The organism is Phyllobacterium sp. P5_D12, assembly GCF_054049495.1.
The window spans coordinates 1-981 of sequence record NZ_JBFUMG010000997.1; the positions used below are offsets into that span (position 1 = coordinate 1).

General features: G+C 51.4%; 1 protein-coding gene. It reads right to left on the bottom strand.

The genetic code is table 11. The features are described 5' to 3' along the window. Nucleotides 1-183: 183 nt before the first annotated feature. On the bottom strand, nt 184-981 hold a 798-nt coding region (locus tag ACXJ5O_RS28245), incomplete at its 5' end, for an HlyD family efflux transporter periplasmic adaptor subunit (protein ID WP_457302801.1).

The window sequence follows — 981 nt, forward strand, 5'->3', positions numbered from 1 at the left end:
AATATAAATGTGGCAATCCATAGTAACAAATTATTACGTCCATGTATTATGACACTTTTATATTGAGATCTATAATTCCTGTTTAAAGCAAAACTACTTGTTATATCGATTTGTATTAAGTGTAATTTAATTCGAAATTTGAAATATCGCCAAATATGGTGCGCTGCAGTGAGAATCTCCAAACTAATCCTCTCGGAAGGCACGATTAAAGCTGTCTGAAATTGGGGAAATGAGGTATTCGATCGCTTTGCGCGGCTTGTGCACGATCAGCACCTCGGCCGGCATCCCCGGGTAAAGTTTGATCGTCGGGTTGGACGCCAGCGATTGAGCGGCGATTTCCGCACGCGCCACGAAGTACGCCGTATCGGTCTTTTCATCGATAATCTGATCCGCGGCAACGTAAGTGACCTTACCGTCGAGCGGCGACAGAGAACGCTGGTTATAGGCTGTCAGGCGAACCTGCACCGGCGAACTGACAATCACGCTGTCGATGTCGCGCGGGCTGATTTTCATTTCGACAACCAGCGGTTCATTTTCCGGTACGATATCGAGTATGGCTTCGCCAGCGGCCACCACACCGCCAGGTGTCCGCAAGCGAATATTGGCGACTATGCCGGCCTGCGGCGAGCGTATTTCGACACGGCGCATGACGTCTTTGGCCGCCACAATACGCTCTTCCGTGTCGGCGAGATCAACCTGGCTCGTAGTGATTTCTCCGGCGATCTCCGACTGCAGATCGCTTTCAATACCTATGAGGGAAAATTCCGCGCCTGCCTTTGCCTGCTCGGCCTTGGCTTTGTCACCCGCATACTCACCGCGGGTCCCCGCGAGTTCGCTCAATCTGGTGTCGATTTCGGTCAACTTCGACTTCTGGGCAAAGCCTTTTTTAACAAGCCCTGCGATCGCGTCCCGTTGTTCATTGATCAACTCGATCTGCCGGTCTGTCGCTGCTATCTGCGCATCGGACGATTTCGCTTGCTC